Here is a 19,595-nt window from a genome sequence, read left to right on the forward strand (position 1 = left end):
CTCCAGCTGCCGCGGGTCACCGGCCAGCCAGACGAGCCGACCGCCAGCCCGGGCCGGCTGGCCGCTCCGCCGCAGCCGTGCCGCGGCGCGCGCCGCGGCGGGGGACAGCGCGACCGTCGCGGAGGGCGCCGGCCCGACTGCCGCCACGAGCGCGTAGGGACAGCCGCAGATGTCCGCCAGCGCCGAGCCGATCGCGGCCGCGACGGCGGAACCGCCGCCGCCCGAGCACAGCACGGCGACGCTTGGGCGCGCGAACGGCGGCTGGAGCGTGACAGCACGATCGACCGGCGCGACGAACAGGCCCGCGAGACCACCGAACGCGCGGGTCTCCATGCGGAGCGGCCCGCTCGTCATGAGGTCGCCTGCCGCGGCAGTGGCAGTGGCAGTGGCAGTGGCGGTGGCGGTGGCGGTGGCGGTGGCGGTGGCGGCGATCGTGGTCACGACGCCGGCCCCGCGTCGGCGCTCGCGGTCGCGCGCAGGCGCTCGCCGAGCCCGGGCAGCAGCGACGGCGGCGTCAGCGAGACGCGCACGCGAGATCCGCCGACGACGATCTCGACGCGGTCGCGCGCCCAGCCGGGCACCGCCGCGCGCGCGGCGGCTCGGCCGTCGCCGCCCTGGGCGATCGCGACCGCCCCGCTCTGAGCGGCGTGGTCGGCCAGCTCTGCCGCCGCGCCGGCGGCGAGCGCCTGCAGGATCGCCAGCGCGACGACGCCGAACAGCGGCAGCAACGCGACCAGCTCGACAGCCGCTTGGCCGCGTTCGCTCCGCGGCAGCGCGCGCCCGCTCATCGCTGCGCCTCGAAGCGGGCGCGGGTGGTGACGGTCGTGAGGACGCCGTCGCCGATCGCGAGCGGGACCGGGAGCTCCAGAGCGATGCCGCCGTCGCGCTCGCGGCGGACGCGCAGGCGCTGTTCGAGCCGGCCGGGCAGAACGCCGCGGGCGGCGCGCAGCGGATCGTCGCCGAGCGCTTCGGCACGGGCGGCGGCGCGTGCCGCGCCGCCGGCCAACCAGATCGCGGAGCCGGCGAGCGTGACCTGCCACAGCAACGCGATCAGGAGACCGACGAGCGGCAGCAGCGCGACCAGCTCGACCGTCGCCTGGCCGTCTTCGGAACGGAGCATGGACATGCGGCCACCCTCGCAAGCGCCCCTGCGGAGAATCGAGACGCGAGTGTGCCGATTCTGCGCAGGAACGGCGAAGGCGTCGCCGCGTACGCGTCGCCCGTGGGGAAGCGCGTGTCAGCCGTCGCGCAGCAGGCGGCGCGGCGGGAGGCCGGCCAGCTCGCGGCAGTCACGCGAGAGGTGCGCCTGATCGGCATAGCCGGCGTCGAGCGCCAGTCGTGCCAGCCCACCACCGGTCGCCGCGGCCGGATCGGTCCACGCGGCGGCGAGAAAGCGCTGGAAGCGCAGAACGCGGGCGAGCGTCTTGGGCCCGTACCCCACCGCCGCGCGGAACCGCCGCAGCAGCTGCCGCTCGCCGATGCCGAGCGCATCGCTCAGCTCGCGCACCCGCGGCTCGTGCCCGTTCCACGCACCTCCGCCCCGTCTCGCCCCGCCGAGACGCCCAGCACCGCCGAGGCCCGCGCTTCCCCCGACCGCCGCGACCGCGGCCAGCACGAGCGCGTCGGCGGGCGGCACGAGCGCGCGCCGGCCGACGACCGCCTGCTCCAGCAGCTCGATCTGCGTCGCCGCCGTCGCCGCGTCGGCGAGCGCCTCCTCCAGCCGCGCGGCGGCCTCCTCGCCCCACACCTGCGCGAGCGGCACGTTCTCGTCGCGCAGCTCGCCGAGCGGGAAGCCGGCGAGCCCTGCGCCGGCGCCGGGCGCGAAGCGCACGCCGACGGTCGTCGAGCCGGCCGGCAGCGCCGCGATCGTCGCGCGCGTCGCCGGCCCGGCGACGATCAGCTCGCGACCTGCACGCCAGACGAGGTCGACGCAGCCGTCCGGAACGACGCGCTGCGCGCGGTCGGCCACGACCTGCTGGCGCCAGCGGCAGACCAGCAGATCGCGCAGCTCCCGAGGCGGAGCCAGCTCTTGGTAGGCGGAGAGCGGCGGTGGTGGTGCGGCGGCGTCAGTAGTCGCGCGCGGCACGGAAGACGAAGTAGACGCCGTAGACGGCGACCCCGACCAGCAGGAACCAGGCGATCGCGCCCGGGCCGGTGTCCCACATGCGATCGGCCGCCACGAGCAGGAAGGTCGCGAGCGCGACCGAGCCGTAGAGGATCCCGCGGTTGCGATCGCCAAGGCTGTAGAGGTCGGTGCGGCGTTCGCGGTACAGCCTGATCGCGAGGTAGGCGAGCGCTCCCAGCATCACGATCACGAGCGCTTGGAGGATCGCGTCGCTGACGCGTCCGCCGCCCGGGATGAGCATCACCGCGGCGCCGAGCGCGAGCACGATCACGACATTGCGGACGGTCTGGGTCATCTCACGTCCTATTGCAGCACATCACGGCGGCGGGAGTGCGACGCGCGTTCGGCGCGACGGCCCGTCTGCCCCGCGCGGCCGTCGATGCGACGGCCGCGGGCGAGCGCCGATCAGCTGACCGGCGCGTACGTCTCCTCGGAGAACGCCTCAACGGCGCTCTCGAGGCCGGTGTCCTCAGCGGCGGCGCTGTCGGCCGGCTCCGGCGCGAAGCGGTACCCGACGCCGAAGTGCGTGTGGATGTAGCGCCACTGCGGCGAGGCGCGCTCCAGCTTCTGACGCAGCTTGCGCACGAACACATCGACCGAGCGGTCGCCGTGGGCCATCGCGTAGCCCCACACGCGCTGGTAGATCGCCTCGCGCTCCAGCACCTGGCCGGCGTTGCCGGCGAGCAGGCGGATCAGCTCGAACTCGCGGCGCGTCAGGTCGAGGCTGCGCGTGCCGACGAACGCCTGGAACTGATCGGGCTTGATCGAGATCTCACCGGCCTCGACGATCGGGCGCTCCACCGGCGGGGCGGCCAGACGGCCGCGGCGCACGATCGCCTCGATGCGGGCGACCAGCTCCTCCGGGTGACACGGCTTGCCGAGCCAGTCGTCGGCGCCGATCCGCAGCGCGCGGACGCGCTGGGCGACGGTCGACGGACCGGTGCAGACGATCACGGGCAGCGCCGGCAGCGCGGCGCAGACCTGCTCCAGGTACGCCCAGCCGGGCGCGCCGAGGACGGCGAGGTCGACCACGAGCGCGCCGAGACGCATCGACACCAGCTCGTCGACCGGCACCGCGCCGGTGAGGATCCGCTGCTGCCAGCCGCGCGCACGCACGCGCTTCTCGACCACTTGAAGGAAACCACTGTCGCCGTCGATGATTGCGAGGCGAAGGGGGGCCGTCCGCGACCCCGGGGCGTGTGACTCATCTTGGGGGGTAGTCACACCCGCGGTGTAAGCCGTGTTCATGGTGACGCCAAGTCTAACCCCCGCTGGCGACGGCCGGCGCGCCGTCCGAGCGTTGATAACAAGCCGTTCACAAGTGCTGGCCCGGAGTCCGGAACGACCCGCATGAACCGCACCGAGAGGCCGGAACGCAGTTCGCGCGCGCCCCGGCGCACCGGAACGTCGCTTCAGTCGCGGCGGACCTGCGAGGCGTCGGAGAACTCGCGGAAGAGACCGGTCACGATGAACGCGGTCTGCTCCCCGATGTCGACGGCGTTGTCGCCGATCCGCTCCAGGCAGCGCGCGACGAGCGTCATGTGCATCGCCCACTCGCGCAGCTCGGCGTCGTCGCCGATCGCGACGGCGCGCGAGAAGATCTCGCGGTTGAGCCCGTTGACGTCGCGATCGAGCTCCACCAGCTCCTCCGCCAGCGGCACCTCACGGGCCGCGAAGGCGCGCTTGGCGTGCAACGTCTGCGCCCGCACGTGCGCGCCCATGCGCGCGATCAGGGCGAGCAGCTCGCGGTCGGTGCGCGGCTCACGGCCGTCGAGCGGGACGAGCTTGGCGATCGTCACGCACTGGTCGCCCATCCGCTCGATGTGACGGATCACGTGCAGCAGCGCCGCGACGACGCGCAGGTCGCCCGCGACCGGCGCCTGCAGCGCCAGCAGCGAGAGGATCGCCTGATGGGTCTCGAGGTAGCGGCCGTCGATCCGGTCGTCGTCGGCGACGACGATGCTGGCGAGCTCGTCGTCGTGCGTCATCAGCGCCTCCAGCGCGCGATCGATCGCGACGACGACCATGTCCAGGCCTTCGAGCGTCTGCTGCTCTATCTGCGCGAGCTGGTCGCGGTACTCCTGCCGCATCTGCACCATATGGACGGTCATCTTCCTCCTCCCGCGCTCAACCGCGCGTCAGCAGCTCGGCGCTGACGGTCGCGAGACGGAGCGGGTCGGGCCGATGACCGGGTGCGATCTCCATCAGCAGCGGCGCCGGATGAGCGCGCAGCAGCGGCGCCAGACCGCGCCACGGAACCGTGCCGCGACCGGGTGGCATGTGCAGGTCGAGCTTCAGCGGCATGATCCCCGGCGGCGTCCCGGGGCCGCGACGGACACCGAGGTTGTCGTGCAGGTGGAAGAGCACGATCTCGTCGGCGACGGCGGCGAGCGCGTCGGCGAGCGCGAACCCGTCGAGCTGCGCCGTCACGTGGGCGTGGCCGATGTCGAACGCGATCCCGACCGCCGGCGAGCCGATCCTGCGGACGAGGTCACGCACGAACAGCGGCGAGTGCGCGGGCTCCCGCCGGGCCGTCGGGATCGGGTAGGCCGGCGCGAGGTTCTCCAGCCCGAGCGTCAAGCCGGCCTGCTCGACCCGCTCGGCGCAGCGCGCGAGCGCCTCCTCCTCAGCCGCCAGCTGCCGCTCGGCGTGAGCGTCTTCGGCGTCGCCGGCGAGCGGGTGGCGGCCGACGTGGCAGACGACGATCCGCGCCCCGACGGCGGCGGCGCAGTCGAGCATGCCGCCGAAGGCGCGCTCGTGCTCAGCGCCGCGCGAGAGCGCGAGCGCGTCCGGGGCGTGCAGCACGACCCGCAGCCCGGTCGGTGCCAGCACCGCTCTGAGGCAGTCGGCGTAGCGTCTGGCGCTGACCGGGTCGGCGAGCAGCTCGACGGGCGGCAGGTGCAGCTGGACCCAGTTGTAGCCGCAGGCCTCCAGCCGCTTCAGCTCGGGCGCCGTCGGCCACGTCTCTCGGGGCACGTCGAGTCCGAGGCGGCCGTCGAGCGGACGACCGCCCGACGGGCTCGCGAGCCGCTCCGGCGCGCGCGTGCGGTCGATCGTCACATCGCTCATGGCGCGACGGTACGCGCGCCGCCGCGTGAAGTCGTTAACCGAAGGTGAACGCGTTGTTACTCAGCCGGCGACCCGCTCGTAGAGCGCGGTGACGGCGCGCTCCTGCGCCTCGTCGAGCTCGCGCAGCGTCGTGCAGCGGGCGAGCGTCGCGGCGTCCGGGAACAGGACCGGGTCATCGCGCAGCGCCGGCTGCAGCAGCGCGCGCGCCGCCGCGTTGGGCGTCGCGAAGCCGTCGCGCTCGACGTTGAGGCGCGCGAGCGCCGGGTCGAGCAGCGCCTCGATCGCCGCGTGCGCGAGCGCGGCGCGCGAACAGCCGGCGGTGATCGCGACCGTCGTCACCCACGCGACGGCGCCCTCGCGCGGCACCGTGTAGCCAAGCCCCGGGTCGGCCCGCAGCGCGACCGAGGCGGGACCGCTCCACGCCTGGTGGGCGGACACCTGCCGCGCGCGCACCGGTCCGGTGAAGTCGTCGCTGTCGAAGCGCGCGACCGCGGGCGCCTGACGCTCCAGCAGCGCCGCGGCCGCGGCGAGCGCGGCGTCGTCGGCGGCGTTGGCGTCGCGACCGGCGGCCAGCAGCGCCGCCGAGACGACCTCGCGCGGCTCGGCGAGCATCCCGACGCGCGCGCCCGCGGGCGGATCGAACAGCAGCGACCAGCCGCCGGGCTCGGGGACGGCGCCGAGCGCCGCGCGGTCGTACAGCACGCCGACGGTGCCGAAGGCGAGCGGGACCGACCAGCGATCGCCTGGGTCGTACGCGGGCCGCCGGGCCCAGTCGGCGAGCTGCCGGCGGCCGGGCAGCAGCGCGTCGTCGAGCGGGCGCAGCCGCCCTTGCCGCGCCAGCCGCTGCACCATGTAGTCGGAGGGGCAGATCAGGTCCCACCCCTCGCCGAGGCGCCGCTCCAGCTCCTCGTTGGCGACGATCGTCTCGACGTGGAGCGCGACGCCGATCCGCGCGGCGACCCGCTCCAACGCCTCCGGCGCCGGCATCCCCGGCCACGACAGCAGTCGCAGCGGCGCGCCGGCCGCCCGTTCCGAACCGGTCATGACGCGCGCTCAGCCGGCGACGGCTTCGTAGCGCGCGTACAACTCCTCGACCGCGCGCTTGGCGGCGGCGTGGCGCTCGCTCGAATCGGCCGATCTGCCGGGATCGGCCCATGCACCGGGATCGGCCAGCTCGACCTCCAGCTCCGCCAGCGCCGCCTCGGCCTTCTCGATCTCGCGCTCGAGTCTCTTCGCCTCGCGCTGCGCGTTCTTCGACAGCGCCGGCTTGGCGGCCGGCGGGACCGGCTTGGGGCCCTTCGCCTTCTTCGGCCCGGCGCCGTTGCCGCTGCCGTTGGTCGGCGCGGCCTTCGCGGCGCCGCCCTTCGGCTTCTTCCCGGCGGCGCGGTCTCTCGCCGCCTGCTCGGCCGCTCTGCGCTCCTCGCGCACGCGCAGGTAGTCGGCCCAGCCGCCCTCGTAGCTGTTCAGTCTGCCGTCCTCGATCGCGACGGTGCGCGAGCCGACGGCGTCGAGCAGGGCGCGATCGTGGGAGACGAGCAGCAGCGAGCCGTCGAACTGCTCCAGCGCGTCCTCGAGCGCCTCGCGGCTCTCGACGTCGAGGTGGTTGGTCGGCTCGTCGAGGATCAGCACGTTGGCGCCGGAGCTGACGAGGATCGCCAACGACAGCCGCTGGCGCTCGCCGCCGGAGAGCCCCGTGATCGGCTTCTGCGCCTCCTCGCCGGAGAAGAGGAAGCGGCCCAGCAGCGCGCGCGCCTTGTTCGGCGTCAGTCTCGTCGCGCGCTGGCAGGCGTCGAGCACGCTGCCGGTGGTGCCGAGGTCTTCGGCGTGCTGCGAGAGGTAGCCCAGTCTGATGTTGTGGCCGGTGCGCAGCTTGCCGGCCGGCAGCGGGCGCTGGCCGGCGAGCGTGTCGATCAGCGTCGTCTTTCCGGTCCCGTTGGGGCCGACGAGCGCGACGTGCTCGCCGCGCTCCAGCCACAGCTCGGCGTGCGGCAGCAGCACCTTGCCGGGGACCTCGATGCGACCGTCCTCCAGCTCGAAGATGACGCGGCCGGTCCGCTCCGATCTCTGGAACTGGAACGAGAGGCCCTCGTTGTCGCGTGGGTCGCGCTCGATCCGCTCGATTCTCTCCAGCCGCTTGACACGCGACTGCGCCTGTCTGGCCTTCGTCGCCTTCGCGCGGAAGCGCTCGACGAACTTCTCCAGCCGCGCGATCTCCGCCTGCTGCTTGTCGATCGCGCGCCCGAGCGCCAGCTCGCGCGCCGCCTGCTCCTGGCGCCACTTGTGCCACGGGCCGGCGAAGAAGCGCGAGCGGCCGGCCTCCAACTCCAGCACGGCGGTGCCGACCGACTCCAGGAACCAGCGGTCGTGCGCGACGAGCACGACGGCGGCGTCCATCGTCACGAGATACTGCTCGAGCCATTCGAGCGAGGCGATGTCGAGGTGGTTGGTCGGCTCGTCGAGCAGCAGCAGATCGGGGGCGCCGGCGAGCGCGCGCGCCAGCGAGCCGCGCGTCAGCTGGCCGCCGGAGAAGGTCGACAGCTCGCGGTCGAGGTCAGCGTCCTTGAAGCCGAGCCCGTGCAACATCGACTGCGCGTTGTCGCGCCAGCGGTAGCCGCCGAAGTGCTCCAGCCGCGCCTGCGCGCGGGCGTAGGCGTTGAGCGTCGACTCCTCGTAGTCGCCGTCGGCCATCCGCTGCTCCAGCCGCGCCAGCTCCTGCTCGACCTCGACGATCTCTCTCGCGCCCGACAGCACGTAGTCGCGCAGCGAGAGGTTCTGCTCGCGCGGGGGACGCTGGTCGTGCAGGGCGATCTTCGCGCCCTTCTGGTGGACCAGCTCGCCGACGTCGATCGGCGTCTGGCCGGCGATCATCCGCAGCAGCGTCGTCTTGCCCGCGCCGTTGCGACCGGACAGGGTCATCCGGTCTCTGCGCTCGAGCTTGAAGGAGACGCCGCGCATCAGCGGCGAGCCGGCAACGTCCTTGCCGATGTCTGATGCGATCACGACGGCCATTGGCTCCATGGTAGGCGGGCAGGCGCCCACGGGCGGCGTGCCCGGGCGCCTGCGCGATGGCGGTGACCGCGGCAGCCCGCGACGGAGCCGATCCGTCACGTGGTTCGTTATTGTTCGCCGCCTGATGAAGCGCACCACGACACGGCTCCTCACCACGCTCGTCGCGACGGGCCTCGTCCTGCTCCTGACGACGCAGTCGGCGATGGCGTCGATAGACCACGGCGGCGTCTCCGGTCAGGGCCTCTACGGCGAGACGACCGACAGAGTCGTCACGAACGCCGGCTTCATGGTGATCGCCTTCTTCCCGCTGCTGATCTTCGTGCTCAGCATGCTGCAGTGGCGCCTCGACAAGCGCAGAGACGCGCGCAAGGCGGCCGCGAAGGCGCGCACGAAGAGCCAGGACTGGAAGGGCGGCTGGTAGTGCTGCGCATTGCGAGTTCCACGCCAGCGCGTTGAACCTCGCAATGTAGGTAGGAACTCGCGCCGTCCCACAGGGGCGGCGTTGTCGTTTGTGCGCTCCTTGCGATGCGGGGTAGGGTGATCTCGACCCAGGGAGGAGCGAGATGAACTACTTCGTGACCGGTGGAACTGGTCTGATCGGACGACGCCTGATCGAGCGGTTGCTCGTGCGCGACGACGTCGGCGACGTCTACGTGCTCGTGCGGCCCAGCTCGGTCGAGAAGCTCGCCACGCAGATCGAGCGACTGCCCGGCGCCGAGCACGTCAGACCGATCGCCGGCGACCTCACGGAGCCGAACCTGGGTCTCTCCGACGACGGGATCGCGAAGCTGCGCGGCTCCGTCGACCATTTCTTCCACCTCGCCGCGATCTACGACATGACCGCGGACGAGGAGCGCAACCGCCTCGCCAACGTCGAGGGCACGCGCCACGCCGTCGCGCTCGCCAACGCGCTGGAGGCCGGCACCTTCCACCACGTCTCCTCGATCGCCGCCGCGGGCAGATTCAAGGGCCTCTTCCGCGAGGACATGTTCGACGAGGGGCAGAAGCTCGACCACCCCTACCACCGCTCGAAGTTCGAGTCCGAGCGGATCGCGCGGACGCAGGTCAGAGGCGGCTGGCGCGTCTACCGGCCGGCGATCGTCGTCGGTGACTCGCAGACCGGCGAGATGGACAAGATCGACGGTCCCTACTACTTCTTCAAGGCGATCCAGAAGCTGCGCAGCATGCTGCCGCAGTGGTTCCCGCTGGTCGGGCCGGAGCTGGGCTACACGAACATCGTGCCGGTCGACTTCGTCGCCGACGCGCTCGACCACATCGCCCACAAGCCGGGCCTCGACGGCCAGGCCTTCCACCTCGCCGACCCGCGCCCGCAGCGTTCCGGCGAGGCGATGAACGAGTTCGCCCGCGCCGCGCACGCGCCGCAGCTGGTGATGCGGATCGACAGCCGCCTCGTCGCGGCGCTGCCGAAGGGCACGATCTCGATGCTGATGAAGCTGCCTGCCGCCAGAGGCGTGCGCAGAAGCTTCCTCTCCGACTACGGCATCCCGGACGAGATCGTCGACCACGTCGCGCTGACGGCGCAGTTCGACACGCGCGACACCGAGCGCGCGCTGGAGGGCAGCGGGATCGAGGTGCCGCCGCTGTCGTCGTACGCGACGAAGCTGTGGGACTACTGGGAGCGCAACCTCGACCCCGACCTCTACAGAGACAACTCGTTCGAGGGCGCGGTCAACGGCAAGACGGTGATCATCACCGGCGCCTCCTCCGGCATCGGTCGAGCGGCCGCGCTGAAGATCGCGCGCGCGGGCGGGGTCCCGCTGCTGGTCGCGCGCAGAGCCGAGGCGCTCGAGGAGCTGAAGCACGAGATCGAGGCGCTCGGCGGCTCCGCGTACGTCTACACCGCGGACCTCTCCGACACGAGAGCGATCGAGCAGCTGACCGAGCGGATCTTCGCCGACCATCCAGCGGTCGACGTGCTCGTCAACAACGCCGGCCGCTCGATCCGCCGCTCGATCGCGCTCTCCTACGACCGCTTCCACGACTTCGAGCGCACGATCCAGCTCAACTACCTCGGCACGATCAAGCTGATCATCCAGCTGCTGCCGCACATGCGCGAGCGCAGAACGGGCCACGTCGTCAACGTCTCCTCGATCGGCGTGCAGACGAACCCGCCGCGCTTCTCCGCCTACGTCGCCTCGAAGGCCGCGCTCGACGCCTTCACGCGCGTCGTGGGGTCGGAGACGATCGGCGACGGCGTCCATTTCACGACGATCCACATGCCGCTCGTGCGCACCGCGATGATCGCGCCGACGAGAATCTACGACTCGTTCCCGACGATCTCGCCCGACGAGGCCGCCGACCTGATCTGCGAGGCGATCCGCTCCAAGCCGAAGCAGATCAACACGCGGCTGGGGACCTTCGGCGAGGTCGCCTACGCGCTCGCGCCGAAGGCCGTCGACCAGATACTGCACATGGCCTACAAGGTCTTTCCCGACTCGGCCGCGGCGAAGGGCGCGGTCGACCCGGCCGAGCATGCGTCGACCGAGCAGGTCGCGCTCGCCCATCTGATGAAGGGCGTCCATTGGTGAAGCTGTACCGGGCCGCTTGGTCGACCAACTGCGAGCGCGTCGCGCTCGCGTTGGCGCACAAGCGCCTCGACGTCGAGTCGGTCTGGATCGACTACGGCGACCGCTCGCTGGTCGAGCGGATCAGCGGCCAGGGGCTGGTGCCGGTGCTCGACGACGCCGGTGCGATCGTGCACGACTCGCCGGCGATCCTCGCCTACCTCGATGCGCGCTACCCGCAGGCGCCGCTCTACCCGGTCGCGCCGGCGCGCCGCGCCGAGCTGGAGACGTTCGTCGACTGGTTCAACCTCGTCTGGAAGCGCTGGCCGAACGCGATCGCCGAGGAGCTCGAGGGCCGGGTGCCGCCCGATGAGCGGACGATCTCGCTCGCCGCCTATGAGCTGGAGAGCGCGCTCGACCGCTTCACCGCGCTGCTGGACGGGCGCGACTTCCTCTTCGGCGACTTCTCCGCCGCCGACTGCATCGCCTACCCGTTCCTCAAGTTCGCCGGCCACCGCGATCCGGCCGACGACGAGACCTTCCACGTCGTGCTCGACGACCACCAGCGGCTCGGGCCGCAGCACGCGCCGCTGGCGGCGTGGATCGAGCGCGTCGCGGCGCTGCCGCAGGTCTAGATCGTGAAGACGTGCACGAGCCGTCTCTCGTGCTCGGCGTCGATCCGCGCGACGACCTCGATGTGCTCCTCCAGCCCTGAGCCGCGCAGCTTCGTCGCGAGCAGCTCGTCGACCTGGAAGATGCCGGCGCTGTTGGACATCGCGATCTCGATGCGGACGGCGCGGTCGCGGCCGGGGAGGATCTTGACCTCCTCGATCGCATAGGCGGAGAGCGAGTGGATGTTCTGATGGCCGGCCTCGAACGGCACGCGCGAGCGGCCGCTGGCCATGTCGAGCGCGTCGGCGACGCGCACGATGCCGGCCTCGATCGTGAACGGGTTGCCGCGCCGGCGGTGGCCGATGATCGCGTGCATCGTCTCGGCGACGACGATCGTCCGCTCCGGTTCCTCATAGACGTCGGCGAGCAGCGCCGGCAGCTTGTCGGCGGTGAGGAAGAGGCTGTACGCCTCGTGGTCGGCGCGGTGGACGGTCATGCCGGTGTCGTGGAACAGCGCCCCGCCCGCGATCACGACCTCGGCGTCTCTGACGGTCATGCCGTAGTCGGCGACCAGCCCGGGCACGACGCCGCGGCGAAACAGCAGCCGCGCCAGCCGGATCGCGCTGTTGAGCACGATCTGGATGTGGATCCAGGAGTGGTCGGACATCCCCAGGCGGCGCGTCGCGTTGACCGCGGAGACGTGCCACCAGGCCTTCACCTGGTCGTCGGCGTTGACCGCTCTCAACAGCCCTTCGAGCTTGCGGTTGCCGCGCGTCGGGACGCGGATCCGCACGTCGGCGATGGCCTCGCGCGGCAGCCGGTCGGAAGGGTCGACGCGCGCCGGGTCGTCGGCCTCTGGCAGATCGCCGAGGCCAACGGTGGGATCGTCGGTGCTCATCGCCGGGGCCCTGTCGCGCTCGCGCTCATCGTGTGGAGAGGCTAGCGGCAGTCGTCGCGGGCGAGGAACGGGAGGCCGGGGAGGCGGGTGAAGGCGGCGAGCAGGTCGAGCTGCTCGCTGCTGCGCTCGAAGGCGCCGCCGATGCCGACGCCGAGCGCCACGTCGGCGCCGTACTTCTGCGACGAGCTGCGCTGGGTGTAGAGGCGAGCGTCGATCTGCGTGCCCGCGACGATCCGCTCGCCGAGCGCGCGCACGCGACCCGGCATCTGCGCGTAGGCGCCTGGGTCGAAGAGACCGTCGAGGACGGCGCGGCCGGCGGCGTAGTTGGCCGGGTCGGCGAGGTCGAGCTTCGCCTCCAAGTCGACGACGCCGCCGGCCAGCTCGCCGAGGCCGCCCGCAAGCGATCTGAGGCCGGCACGGCCGGCGCCCTTCCCGCCCGCGCCCGCGGCGCCGCGCCCGCGCGCCTCAGCATCGGCACCGCCGTTCCCGCTCACTCCGCCGACGACGGCGACGCCGACCGAGAGCGGCTCGCCGTCGGCGCCGACCTCGTACGACAGGACCGCCTCCCCCGCGCCCGCGAGCGCCAGCTCGCCGGCCGAGAGGTCGAGCTGGGCCGCCGCCTCGCTGCTGAGCTGGACGTACCAGGTCGTCGTGCCGTCACGGGCGATCCGACGGCCGAGCACCGCGCCCGCCTTCGCGCTCATCTCCCCCGGGCGGCCGCCGAGCCCGAAGCCGGTCTGCAGCCGCGCGCTGGCGCCACCCTCCTCGAACGTCTCATCGGGCTCCGGCAGCTGCTCATGCGGCCGCCAGCCGAGCGCGTCGCAGATCAGCGAGCAGCGGCTGCGGACCTGGTCGACGAGCTTGCCCTTGATCGTCGCCTTGTCGCCGAAGCGGGCGACGAAGTCGGCGGCCGCGGCCTCGTTCGGCAGCTTCCACGAGCGGCCCGAGCCCCAGTCGATGCCGGCACGTCCCCGCCCGCCGCCGCCGACCTCGCGACCGGCCGCGGCGTGGGCGCCGAATCTGAAGGTGGCGCCGACCTCGCTGCCGTCGGCGAGCGTGATCGTGACCGTCCCGTCGGAGTGGCCCGTCGCGCGCAGCGTCCCGCTGCTGCCCAGCTCGACGATCGCGATCGTCTCGCTCAGCCGCTCCCTGCTGGTGCGCTTGGAGACCGGACAGGGCGCGAGGTCGTCGCGCACCGCGACGATCCGCGGACACGGTCCCGGCGCGACGAGGCAGATGCCGCGCTGGAGCCCTGCCAGCACACCGCTGCCGATCCCGCTGGCGCTGATGCCGGCGAGCGCCGCGATCGCGATCGCGACGAGCGCCAGCAGCGCGACGTACTCGTTCGTCGCCTGTCCCCGTTCCCCACGCAGTCGTCCCATCGACCCAGCATCCACTGCCGCAGCGGCCGGATCGGGCGTTCACGCGCGACTTTTCACAGAGCCACGAGAGAGAATTCGCAGGGCGTGTCAGTCGCTGCGCGATTGGGCCGCCAGCCCCAGCACGACGCCCTCGCGCAGACCGCCCTCGGCGACCGTAAGCGGGCCGAGCAGCGCGGCCGCGCCGGCCAGCACGAGGATCCCTGCCGGCAGCAGTCGCACGCGCTCGACCGCGAGGTCGTGGACGATCGCCACCCGCTCTGCCGGCAGCGTCGCGAGGCCGTCGACGGCCGCCGTGAGCGTGTCGGCGTCGAGCAGCGGTCCGACCAGCCGGCTCAGCGAGGTCGCGCTGCCGCCGACGGCGACCGCGCGAACGACCGGCGGCACCTCGATCCCCGCCAACGCGGCGGCGACCTCCGCGCGGATCGCGGCGAGCGCCTCGTGGCTGGGCGGATCGGAGTGCAGGTGGGTGTCGGCGAGGTCGCCTGAGCCGAGCGCCAGCGAGCGCGACCAGCTCACGCCGCCCGCGCGCGTGCCGACGATCAGCTCGCTGGAGCCGCCACCGACGTCGACGACGCCGAGCGGGGCGTCCGGATCCTCACTGGCGCAGCCCCAGGTGGCGCCGGTGAAGGCGAGCCGCGCTTCCTCCTCTGCGCTCAGCAGCTCGACCGGCACGCCCGCGGCCGCGCCCAGCGCCGCGCAGACCTCAGCGCCGTTGGCGACGCGCCGCAGCGCCGCCGTCGCGACCGCCCGCAGCGCGGTCGCGCCCGCTTCGCGCGCCTGCCTTGCCTGCGCCCCGACCACGTCGGCAAGTCCCGCGACGATCTCCGGCGGCACCGTCTCGCCGCTGCGGCAGACGCGCCCCAGGCGCGTGAACGCCCGCTCCTGGATGACCGGCTCGAAGGCGCTCGCGGCATGCTCCGCGACCAGTAGGCGAGTGGTGTTGGACCCGATGTCGATGCAGGCGCAGCGCACGTCGCAGGAGGCTAGCCGGCCGGGCCGATGCGACGACGCGCTGTCCGAAGTGCCTTTTGAGGCACAATGGTCGTTCGTGAGCAGCAGTAACTTGGCGATCGAGGTCCGCGGACTGCGCAAGAGCTACGGCGATCTGGAAGCGGTCCGAGGGGTCGACTTCTCGGTGCGCCGCGGTGAGGTCTACGGTCTTCTGGGACCGAACGGCGCCGGCAAGACGTCGACGGTCGAGATCCTCGAGGGGTACCGTGAACGGACTGCCGGCGACGTCAGCGTGCTCGGTTTCGACCCGCAGCAGCGCGCGCGTGAGCTGCGCGCCCGGGTCGGCATCGTGCTGCAGAGCAGCGGCGTCTACCGGCACGTGAAGGTCAAGGAGGTGCTGGAGCACTTCGCCGGCCTCTACGCCGACCCGCGCGACGTCGACGAGGTGATCGAGCTGGCCGGTCTGCGCGGCAAGGAGGACGCTCGCACGCGCACGCTCTCCGGCGGCCAGCTGCGGCGTCTGGACTTCGCGCTGGCGCTCGTCGGCGATCCCGAGCTGATCTTCCTCGACGAGCCGACGACCGGCTTCGATCCGGCTGCCCGCCGCGGCGCCTGGGACACGATCCGCTCGCTGAAGGCGCTCGGCAAGACGGTCCTGCTGACGACCCACTACCTCGACGAGGCGCAGGTGCTCGCCGACCGCGTCGCGATCATCAAGGACGGCCGCATCCTGGTCGAGGGCGCGCCGAGCGAGCTCGGCGTCGGCAGCGGCTCGGTCCGCTACCGCGTCGCGTGGCGCAACGGCAGCGGCCTGCTCAACCAGCAGGAGACCGACGACCCGACGACCTTCCTGCACGAGCTGACGACCGCCGCGCTCGCCAGAGGCGAGAGGCTCGACAGCCTCAGTGTCTCGCGGCCGACGCTCGAAGACGTCTACCTGGAGCTGACCGCCTGATGTCCGCGCACGCGCAGCCGAGCTTCCCCGCGCTGACTTGGCGCCAGTACCGGCTCGAGCGCCGCATGTTCTGGCGCAATCCCAGCGCCGCCTTCTTCAACTTCATGCTGCCGCTGCTGCTGCTCGCGATGTTCGGCGCGATCTTCAGCTCCGATCAGGACGACCTCGACGTGATCGTGCCCGGCATCGCCGGCATGAGCGTCGTCTCGACCACCTTCAGCGCGCTCGCGTACAACATGACCGCGATGCGCGAGCAGGGCATCCTGAAGCGGATACGCGGCACGCCGATGCCGAGCGGGGCCTACCTGCTCGGGATCGCCTTCCACTCGATCACGAACACGGCGCTGCAGATGGTGCTGATCACCGTCTCCGGCAAGGTCTTCTTCGGCATCGACTGGCCGCCGAACCCCGGCGAGCTGCTCGTCTTCGTCGTGCTCGGCGTCGTCTGCTTCGCCTCGCTCGGGGTCGCGCTCTCGCACGTGATCCCGAACAACGAGTCGGCGCCCGCGTACGTCAACGCGATCTTCCTGCCGTTGATCATCATCTCCGGCGTCTTCTACGACGCCGACAACGTGCCGGCCTTCCTCTCCGGGATCGCGCAGGCGCTGCCGCTGACGCACCTGATCGACGGCCTCTCGGCCGCGATGGTGACCGGCGAGGGGATCGGCGACCAGATGGCCTCGGTCGGCGTGATCGTCGCCTGGACGGTCGCCGGCGTGGTGCTCGCGATCCGCGGCTTCAGCTGGGAAGCGCGCCGCAGCTGACAGGGCCGGGCGGCGCCGCCGGGGCCGCTCGTGCGTTTCTTCACATCTTCCGCCGCCGTCAGTGGTTCGATACGGCGCCTAAAGAACGTCTAACGGAACTCCGATGACGAGACCGAGACGTTCCAATCCGCACCGGCCCCTCAGGAGGCTCCCCCACATGGCGTACCCAGTTCTGTTCCAGGCCGACTACAGAGAGCAGCAGAGCCGGCTGACGACGTTCTTCCGGATCATCGTCGCGATCCCGTGGTTCCTGATGTCGATCGTCTGGGGCCTGGCCGCCTTCATAGGCGTCATCGTCGGGTGGTTCTCGATCGTCTTCACCGGTCGTTATCCGGAGTTCGCCTACGACCTGGTCGCGAAGTACCTCCGCTTCAGCACTCGCTTGAACGGATGGTTCTGGCTGATGACCGACGTCTTCCCGCCGTTCGACGGGGACGACCACCCGGACTATCCGATCCGGCTGATCGTGCCCGAGGCGCAGGCGGAGTACAGCCGCGTCAAGACGCTGTTCCGGATCATCCTCGTGATCCCGGTGCTGATCATGATCTACCTCTTCAACATCCTCGTCGAGATCGTCGGGATCCTGCTGTGGGTCGTGGTCGTGATCACCGGCAAGGCGCCGAAGGGCCTCTGGGACGTGCAGAAGATGGGCGTCGCCTACATCCAGCGCGGCAACGCGTACCACCTGCTGGTGACCGAGACCTACCCGCCGCTGTCGGCTGACGACGGCGACGCGGCCACGCCGCCGGCCCCGGCCGCGCCGGCGCCCGGCCCCTCGCCCTTCGGCGGCTGAACGACGACGAACGCAGGCGGCAGATCCCCGCGCAGCTCGCCGGGGATCGCCGCCAGCGGCGAGCGCGCGAAGTCGTCTCTGAGCAGGCCGTACATCCACACGTCGTGGACGGTGTCGCCGTGGCGATGCCAGCTGCGCAGGACGCCTTCGCGCACGAAGCCGACCTTCGCCAGCGCCGCCTGCGAGCGCGCGTTGTCGACGTCGGCATAGGCGCCGACGCGGTCGAGCCCGAGGTGCTCGAAGGCGAGTCGCGCGATCAGCGCCTTCGCCTCCGTGTTCGCGCCGCTGCCCCACCACGCGCGGCCGAGCCACGAGCCGACGATCGCGCGCCGGTCGCGGTGCGAGAACTCGACCAGGCCGGTGACGCCGATCGGTCCCGCCTCGTGGTGGACGACGAGCACGTCGAGCTGCTCGCCCTGTTCGCGCTGGGCGGCGAGCCGGTCGATGTAGGCGAGCGGCTGCTCGATGCTCGTGTACGGGCCCCAGGAGAAGTATCTGGTGACCTGCGGATCGCTCGCCAGCTCGAACAGCGCCGGGGCGTCGTCGGCGGTCGCGAAGCGCAGCGTGAGGGTCGGTCCGGTGATCTCCACGGCCGGCGATGCTACGCGATCGACCTGCGGTGTCAGGGTCGCGCGCGCAGGATCACTACACTGGGCCGCCGTGACGGCGCCGTCATCAAATCTGCGTCAGCGGTTGGAGATCCGACAGCTTCTCCTGACATGCAGGTTTGACGATGCGCGCCAGCGCTCATACGGGGTGATGACGTGAGCGAAGGCACCAGCACCTCTACGGCGACGGGAAGCACGTCTCCACCCGCCGCCGGAGGCGGGGGTCCAGACGTCCGCTTCAGCCTGCCCGCGGTCCCTGCCAACGTCGCGCTCGTGCGACAGGCGCTGGCCGGCCTCGCCGACAGCCTGCGGATCGACCCGGCGCGCGCCGCCGACATGAAGATCGCGATCACGGAGGCGTGCACCAACGCCGTCGTGCACGCCTACGAGAACCACGACGGCCCGCTCGACGTGGCGATGTCGGTCGAGCACGACCGGCTCGTGGTGTCGGTGCGCGACCGCGGCCACGGCCTGCGACCGCTGCCCTCCGAGGGCGACGGTCCGCCGCTCGGCTTCGGCCTGGCGCTGATCGCCTCGCTGTCGGACGAGTTCGGGATCGCCGGCGGCCGCCATGGCACCGAGGTGAAGATGGCGTTCGACCTCGACCTCGAGGAGGAGGCGCCGCCGCTGCTCGTGCAGCTCTCACGCGACGCCGTCGCGCCGCCGCAGGGGGTCGCGCTGACGCTTGCCCCCGGCGACCACTCGGCCGCCGTGCTCGGCCGTGTCGTCTCGCTCGTCGCCGCCCGCGCGGACTTCTCGATCGACCGCCTCTCCGACGCGCAGATCGTCAGCGACGCGATCGCCGGCGCCGCCGGCGCGCACGCCTTCGACGGCAGCGGCAACGCGCAGATCGCGATCGACGAGCACGAGCAGGGCTTCGACCTCCTGATCGGGCCGCTCGTGCTGGGCGGCGCGCAGCAGCTCGTGCGCGACACCGAGCTGCCCGGGCTCGGCTGCCTGCTGGAGCGTCTCACCGACGAGCTCGACGTCGAAGCGGTCGCCGACGGCGGCGAGCGTCTGCGCGCACGCCTGGCCTCGCGCGCCTGAGAGCCCCGTTCGGAGCGGGCGCGCCCGGAACCACGTTCCACCACGCGCGCCCACGCACTGATTTCTGACGCACTGTCAGACGCCACGTCAAGACGGTTCGCTGTGGCAGTGTTGTCCGTACGCCAATACGCTGTTTCCCGATGTCGAGCGGGAACGCCTTCGTACGGGTCCTCGAGGAGGACCCCGAGCTTGCTGCCGGGCTCGATCCGACGAGCCTGCAGCTCGCCACGCGCCACGCGATCGCTGCGGTCGAGACGGTCGCGCCCGGGATCTGGGAACCGACCAGGCCGGCCGACGGCGGCAGCGGCCATTTCGGCCTGCTCGTGCTCGACGGGCTGCTGATGCGGGACGTCACCTTCGCGCGCGCCGCCTGCACCGAGCTGCTCGGCCGCGGCGACCTGCTGCGGCCGTGGGACTGGGAGCGCGAGGTCGTGACGGTCCGCCCCGACGTCGTCTGGACGGCGCTGCAGCCGGTCCGCCTCGCGGTGCTCGACCGTCGCATCACCGCGATCCTCGGCCGCTGGCCGGAGCTCGTCAGCGCCGTCGCGGCGCGCGCGGTGCGGCGCTCCGCCGAGCTGGCGACATCGCAGGCGACGAGCCACCTGACGCGCGTCGACGCCCGTCTGGAGCTGCTCTTCTGGGGCCTCGCCGACCGCTGGGGTCGCGTCAGCCCCGACGGCGTCGTGCTGGAGCTGCCGCTGACCCATCAGGTGCTCGGCCGGCTGATCGGGGCTCAACGGCCGTCGGTGACGACGGCGCTGTCGGACCTGACGCGGCGCAGAGTCGTCGAGCGCCGCGACGACGGCGCCTGGATCCTCCGGGGCGACCCGCCCGCGAGCGCCCCGGGGATCGACTAG

The 19,595-nt window shown here is 72.2% G+C and carries 21 protein-coding genes and 1 pseudogene; 8 read left to right on the forward strand and 14 right to left on the reverse strand.

Annotated elements, in window-relative coordinates:
* The 10 genes and pseudogenes from R7226_RS12685 to R7226_RS12730 form a co-directional block, all read right to left on the reverse strand.
* Window positions 1-441: pseudogene (locus R7226_RS12685) on the reverse strand (hypothetical protein); the annotation flags it as partial.
* Window positions 438-788: a hypothetical protein gene (locus R7226_RS12690; RefSeq protein WP_318597533.1), complete on the reverse strand. Its 351-nt coding sequence runs from the start codon at window positions 786-788 to the stop codon at window positions 438-440. The pseudogene R7226_RS12685 and the gene R7226_RS12690, both read right to left, overlap by 4 nt.
* Entirely contained in the window at window positions 785-1,126 is a 342-nt protein-coding gene (locus R7226_RS12695; RefSeq protein WP_318597534.1) for a hypothetical protein, read from the reverse strand. The genes R7226_RS12690 and R7226_RS12695 overlap by 4 nt, the downstream gene beginning before the upstream one ends.
* Window positions 1,127-1,237: 111 nt before the next feature.
* A complete protein-coding gene (locus R7226_RS12700) occupies window positions 1,238-2,086 on the reverse strand; it encodes a helix-turn-helix domain-containing protein (RefSeq protein ID WP_318597535.1) in 849 nt (282 codons plus the stop codon).
* Window positions 2,067-2,420, reverse strand: a complete 354-nt coding sequence (locus tag R7226_RS12705; protein ID WP_318597536.1) for a hypothetical protein — start codon at window positions 2,418-2,420, stop codon at window positions 2,067-2,069. The genes R7226_RS12700 and R7226_RS12705 overlap by 20 nt, the downstream gene beginning before the upstream one ends.
* Window positions 2,421-2,530: 110 nt before the next feature.
* On the reverse strand, window positions 2,531-3,373 hold the full coding sequence (locus R7226_RS12710; protein WP_318597537.1) for a response regulator transcription factor: 843 nt from the start codon (window positions 3,371-3,373) through the stop codon (window positions 2,531-2,533).
* Window positions 3,374-3,537: 164 nt separating this feature from the next.
* The gene (phoU, locus tag R7226_RS12715; RefSeq protein WP_318597538.1) at window positions 3,538-4,236 is read right to left on the reverse strand and encodes a phosphate signaling complex protein PhoU; all 699 of its coding nucleotides are present in this window, start codon (window positions 4,234-4,236) and stop codon (window positions 3,538-3,540) included.
* 16 nt (window positions 4,237-4,252) lie between these two features.
* Window positions 4,253-5,194, reverse strand: a complete 942-nt coding sequence (locus R7226_RS12720; RefSeq protein ID WP_318597539.1) for a sugar phosphate isomerase/epimerase family protein — start codon at window positions 5,192-5,194, stop codon at window positions 4,253-4,255.
* A 60-nt stretch (window positions 5,195-5,254) separates the two neighbouring features.
* Window positions 5,255-6,238 (reverse strand): polyamine ABC transporter substrate-binding protein, encoded by a 984-nt coding sequence (locus tag R7226_RS12725; RefSeq protein ID WP_318597540.1) that lies wholly within the window; start codon window positions 6,236-6,238, stop codon window positions 5,255-5,257.
* A gap of 9 nt (window positions 6,239-6,247) precedes the next feature.
* Window positions 6,248-8,203, reverse strand: coding sequence for an ABC-F family ATP-binding cassette domain-containing protein (locus R7226_RS12730; protein WP_318597541.1), 1,956 nt, complete (start codon window positions 8,201-8,203; stop codon window positions 6,248-6,250).
* Window positions 8,204-8,327: 124 nt separating this feature from the next.
* Between R7226_RS12730 and R7226_RS12735 the strand changes: the two genes are divergently transcribed.
* The 3 genes from R7226_RS12735 (at window position 8,328) to R7226_RS12745 (ending at window position 11,363) form a co-directional block, all read left to right on the forward strand.
* Window positions 8,328-8,624, forward strand: coding sequence for a hypothetical protein (locus R7226_RS12735; protein ID WP_318597542.1), 297 nt, complete (start codon window positions 8,328-8,330; stop codon window positions 8,622-8,624).
* A 142-nt stretch (window positions 8,625-8,766) separates the two neighbouring features.
* Window positions 8,767-10,752 carry an SDR family oxidoreductase gene (locus R7226_RS12740; RefSeq protein WP_318597543.1) on the forward strand — a complete coding sequence of 662 codons (1,986 nt, stop codon included), beginning with the start codon at window positions 8,767-8,769 and terminating at the stop codon, window positions 10,750-10,752.
* Entirely contained in the window at window positions 10,749-11,363 is a 615-nt protein-coding gene (locus R7226_RS12745; RefSeq protein WP_318597544.1) for a glutathione S-transferase family protein, read from the forward strand. The genes R7226_RS12740 and R7226_RS12745 overlap by 4 nt, the downstream gene beginning before the upstream one ends.
* Here R7226_RS12745 and R7226_RS12750 read toward each other — a convergent pair.
* The 3 genes from R7226_RS12750 to R7226_RS12760 form a co-directional block, all read right to left on the reverse strand.
* On the reverse strand, window positions 11,360-12,238 hold the full coding sequence (locus R7226_RS12750) for an HD domain-containing protein (protein ID WP_318597545.1): 879 nt from the start codon (window positions 12,236-12,238) through the stop codon (window positions 11,360-11,362). The genes R7226_RS12745 and R7226_RS12750 overlap by 4 nt on opposite strands.
* 41 nt (window positions 12,239-12,279) lie before the next feature.
* Window positions 12,280-13,620, reverse strand: a complete 1,341-nt coding sequence (locus R7226_RS12755) for a hypothetical protein (protein ID WP_318597546.1) — start codon at window positions 13,618-13,620, stop codon at window positions 12,280-12,282.
* Between the two features lie 87 nt (window positions 13,621-13,707).
* Entirely contained in the window at window positions 13,708-14,592 is an 885-nt protein-coding gene (locus tag R7226_RS12760; RefSeq protein ID WP_318597547.1) for a Ppx/GppA phosphatase family protein, read from the reverse strand.
* A 76-nt stretch (window positions 14,593-14,668) separates the two neighbouring features.
* On the opposite strand from R7226_RS12760, the gene R7226_RS12765 reads away from it, so the two are divergent.
* The 3 genes from R7226_RS12765 (at window position 14,669) to R7226_RS12775 (ending at window position 17,083) form a co-directional block, all read left to right on the forward strand.
* Window positions 14,669-15,526 (forward strand): ABC transporter ATP-binding protein, encoded by an 858-nt coding sequence (locus R7226_RS12765; protein WP_318597548.1) that lies wholly within the window; start codon window positions 14,669-14,671, stop codon window positions 15,524-15,526.
* Entirely contained in the window at window positions 15,526-16,290 is a 765-nt protein-coding gene (locus R7226_RS12770; protein ID WP_318597549.1) for an ABC transporter permease, read from the forward strand. The genes R7226_RS12765 and R7226_RS12770 overlap by 1 nt, the downstream gene beginning before the upstream one ends.
* A 157-nt stretch (window positions 16,291-16,447) precedes the next feature.
* Complete coding sequence (locus R7226_RS12775) at window positions 16,448-17,083, forward strand: DUF4389 domain-containing protein (RefSeq protein WP_318597550.1); 636 nt, start codon at window positions 16,448-16,450, stop codon at window positions 17,081-17,083.
* On the opposite strand, the gene R7226_RS12780 is transcribed toward R7226_RS12775, so the two are convergent.
* Window positions 16,993-17,673, reverse strand: a complete 681-nt coding sequence (locus R7226_RS12780) for a GNAT family N-acetyltransferase (RefSeq protein ID WP_318597551.1) — start codon at window positions 17,671-17,673, stop codon at window positions 16,993-16,995. The two genes, R7226_RS12775 and R7226_RS12780, sit on opposite strands and share 91 nt — an antisense overlap.
* Window positions 17,674-17,847: 174 nt before the next feature.
* Here R7226_RS12780 and R7226_RS12785 point away from each other — a divergent pair, with 174 nt between their 5' ends.
* Together R7226_RS12785 and R7226_RS12790 are read left to right on the forward strand one after the other, a co-directional pair.
* On the forward strand, window positions 17,848-18,738 hold the full coding sequence (locus R7226_RS12785; RefSeq protein WP_318597552.1) for an ATP-binding protein: 891 nt from the start codon (window positions 17,848-17,850) through the stop codon (window positions 18,736-18,738).
* A 140-nt stretch (window positions 18,739-18,878) separates the two neighbouring features.
* Window positions 18,879-19,595, forward strand: a complete 717-nt coding sequence (locus R7226_RS12790) for a helix-turn-helix domain-containing protein (protein WP_318597553.1) — start codon at window positions 18,879-18,881, stop codon at window positions 19,593-19,595.

The sequence above is a fragment of the Conexibacter stalactiti genome (assembly GCF_033542075.1).
GTDB lineage: Bacteria > Actinomycetota > Thermoleophilia > Solirubrobacterales > Solirubrobacteraceae > Conexibacter > Conexibacter stalactiti.